The sequence below is a fragment of the Phytobacter sp. V69 genome, from assembly GCF_965644215.1.
GTDB lineage: Bacteria > Pseudomonadota > Gammaproteobacteria > Enterobacterales > Enterobacteriaceae > Phytobacter.
This window is the reverse complement of sequence record NZ_CBFFRL010000328.1, coordinates 1-3,301: the sequence shown is the minus strand read 5'-3', so window position 1 is coordinate 3,301 and position 3,301 is coordinate 1. Positions and strand designations below refer to the sequence as shown.

The following is a 3,301-nucleotide window of genomic DNA, read 5'->3' as shown; positions in this document are numbered from 1 at the left end:
ATTCAGGCAACCGTCTGTGGTGTTTGCAGAGCTAAGATTGGCGGCTTAGCGTTGCACTTCGGAGTTGAATCCGCCGTGCATAAAACAGGCATTACTCACTAAGTAACAGAATTGGTTACAAATTATGATGCTTACAATAAAGTCAGTTGGGTTGTTTCTCATTGATTTTAAATAAAAATGTCACAAAATGCCGTGGAAAATAAAATATTGAGTCCGCTGCTAAAAAAACATATATTAGCCGCGTTTTTTTACCCCCCCCCCCTTAAACATTAATTCAACCCGGCGTTAATCATACCCGCGGTTGTAGGAGTGATATGATGACGGATAAAGTCCGTATTGAAACTTTGAGTGCTAATTCATTACCGCAAAGCAATGAAACCTTTTTAGCAAGACAAGCTGAGTTTGAATCCAATGTTCGCAGCTATCCGCGTAAATTGCCGTTAGCAATTGCCAAAGCGCAGGGCGTCTGGATTACTGATGTCGAGGGCAATCAATATCTTGACTGTCTCGCAGGTGCCGGCACGATGGCGCTTGGTCATAACCATCCTGAAGTGCTTCAGAGCATCCAAAGTGTCATTACCAGTGGCTTACCGTTACATACGCTCGATCTGACCACGCCGTTGAAAGATGAGTTCTCGTCTTATCTTCTGTCGCTGCTGCCAGGTCAGGGCAAAGAATACTGCCTGCAATTTACCGGCCCTTCCGGCGCTGACGCCGTTGAAGCCGCACTGAAACTGGCGAAAAAGGTCACTGGTCGTTCTGGCGTGATCAGTTTCTCCGGTGGTTACCATGGCATGACCCATGGCGCGCTCTCCGTGACCGGTAACCTGTCACCGAAAGAAGCCGTCAATGGCATGATGCCAGAAGTACAGTTTATGCCGTACCCGCATCAGTACCGTTGCCCGCTGGGTATCGGTGGTGAAGCCGGCGTTAAAGCACTGACTTACTATTTCGAAAACCTGATCAACGACGTTGAAAGCGGCGTGCGTAAGCCTGCTGCTGTGATCCTGGAAGCCGTTCAGGGCGAAGGCGGCGTGAACCCGGCTCCGGTTGAGTGGCTGCAGCGCATCCGTAAAGTGACCCAGGAACATGGCATTCTGCTGATCATTGACGAAGTGCAGGCAGGTTTCTGCCGTACCGGCAAACTGTTCGCCTTCGAACACGCCGGTATCGAGCCAGACATCATTGTGATGTCCAAAGCTGTCGGTGGCGGTCTGCCGCTGGCCGTTCTGGGTATCAAAAAACAGTTCGATGCATGGGCTCCGGGTCACCACACCGGTACGTTCCGTGGCAACCAACTGGCGATGGCCACCGGCCTGACCACGCTGAAAATCCTGAAAGACGACCGTATTGCTGACAAAGTGGCTACCCAGGGTGAGTGGCTGAAAGGCAAACTGGCTGAGCTGCAACAGCGTTACCCGGTTATGGGCCACATTCGTGGTTTGGGTCTGATGATCGGTGTTGAGATCGTTAAACCGAACGAAGCACAGGATCATCTGGGTTGCTACCCGGCAGACGGCGAGCTGGCTGCGCTGATCCAGAAAGAGTGCTTCAAAGCAGGTCTGATTCTGGAGCGCGGTGGCCGTAACGGTTGTGTCGTGCGTCTGCTGCCATCGCTGCTGATCAGCAATGCAGAACTGGAAATCTTCCTGGACAAATTTGAAACCGCGTTGCTGAACGCTGGCGTTAAGCCTGTTTAATCGGAGTTGTCGATCGCATGTCTGATATTAATCCGATTCTGTCAGGTTCTGAGCAGAGCATTGCTGCCTATCAGGACGCCATTGAACAAAGCACGAAAGCCGTTGTGCAATGGTTACAGCAACCTGAGATGTATCAGGGCAAGACCGTCGAGCAGCTCCGCGAGCGCATCAATTTAGAGTTTAACGCTCAGGGCCTGGGTAACCAGGCCTCTATTGACCGCGCCGTTGAGTACTTCCTCAAAGACAGTCTGTCCGTGCACCATCCGCAGTGTGTGGCGCATCTGCACTGCCCGAGTCTGGTGATTAGCCAGGCGGCGGAAGTGCTGATCAACGCCACCAACCAGAGTATGGACTCCTGGGATCAGAGCCCGTCTGCCACCATCATGGAAGTGAAGCTGGTTGAATGGCTGCGTGAACAGGTTGGTTTCGAAGCGGGCGACGCCGGTGTGTTCACCAGCGGCGGTACGCAGAGCAACCTGATGGGTCTGATGCTGGCGCGTGATGCGTTCTTCGCTCGTCAGGGCCACTCTGTTCAACAGGATGGCTTAACGGGCGACCTCAGCAAACTGAAAGTGTTCTGTTCTGAAAACGCACACTTCTCCGTGCAGAAGAACATGGCACTGATGGGGCTGGGTTATCGTTCCGTCACACTGGTGAAAACGGACGAATTCTCGCGTATGGACGTGAGCGATCTGTCCGAGAAACTGGCGCAGGCAAAAGCCAAGGGTGAGCAGGTGATGGCAATTGTCGCGACCGCCGGTACCACCGATGCGGGCGCTATCGATCCGCTGGCAGATGTTGCAGCACTGGCCGCGAAAGAAGGTATCTGGGTTCACGTCGATGCAGCCTGGGGCGGCGCACTGCTGCTGTCCGAGAAGTATCGTCACTACCTGAACGGTCTTGAATTAGTGGACTCCGTAACGCTGGACTTCCACAAGCAGTTCTTCCAGACCATCAGTTGCGGGGCGTTCTTGCTGAAAGATGCGCGTCACTACCAGCTGATGCGTTACCAGGCGGCTTACCTGAACTCCGATTTCGATGAAGAGCACGGCGTTCCGAACCTGGTATCGAAGTCTCTGCAGACCACCCGTCGTTTTGATGCTCTGAAATTGTGGATGGGTCTTGAAGCGCTTGGCCAGAAGAAATATGCCGAAATCATCGATAACGGCGTAACGCTGGCGCAAGACGTGGCGGCCTATGTGGCTGAACAACCGCAGCTGGAACTGGTGATGAAGCCGCAGTTGGCGAGCGTGCTGTTCCGCTTCCGTCCGGCGCAGGGCGACATGGCATTCATTGCCTTGCTGAACCAGCGCATCGGCGACGCACTGCTGGCCTCTGGCGCAGCGAACGTGGGTGTAACGGAAGCCGACGGCATTACATGCCTGAAACTGACGTTGCTGAACCCGACCGTGAACCTGCAGGACGTTAAAGTTCTGCTGGCAAGCGTGCAAGAGTGCGGTCTGCAACTGCTGAACGCCTGATTTAGCAAAGAGATTTGTGAAAACCGACAGCCGAAATGCTGTCGGTTTTTTTATATTTGCATGAACACCACCTCCTATGGAGGTGGTCAGCAATAAGTTGGCTCTGCCAATAATGCTACT

Annotated in this window: 2 protein-coding genes; both read left to right on the top strand. The window is 53.3% G+C overall.

Annotated elements, in window-relative coordinates; genetic code table 11:
• Positions 1-314 precede the first annotated feature (314 nt).
• Complete coding sequence (locus ACSZPU_RS24560; protein ID WP_499004192.1) at positions 315-1,700, top strand: diaminobutyrate--2-oxoglutarate transaminase; 1,386 nt, start codon at positions 315-317, stop codon at positions 1,698-1,700.
• Positions 1,701-1,717: 17 nt separating this feature from the next.
• Positions 1,718-3,181: a pyridoxal phosphate-dependent decarboxylase family protein gene (locus ACSZPU_RS24555; RefSeq protein ID WP_499004190.1), complete on the top strand. Its 1,464-nt coding sequence runs from the start codon at positions 1,718-1,720 to the stop codon at positions 3,179-3,181.
• Positions 3,182-3,301 lie beyond the last annotated feature (120 nt).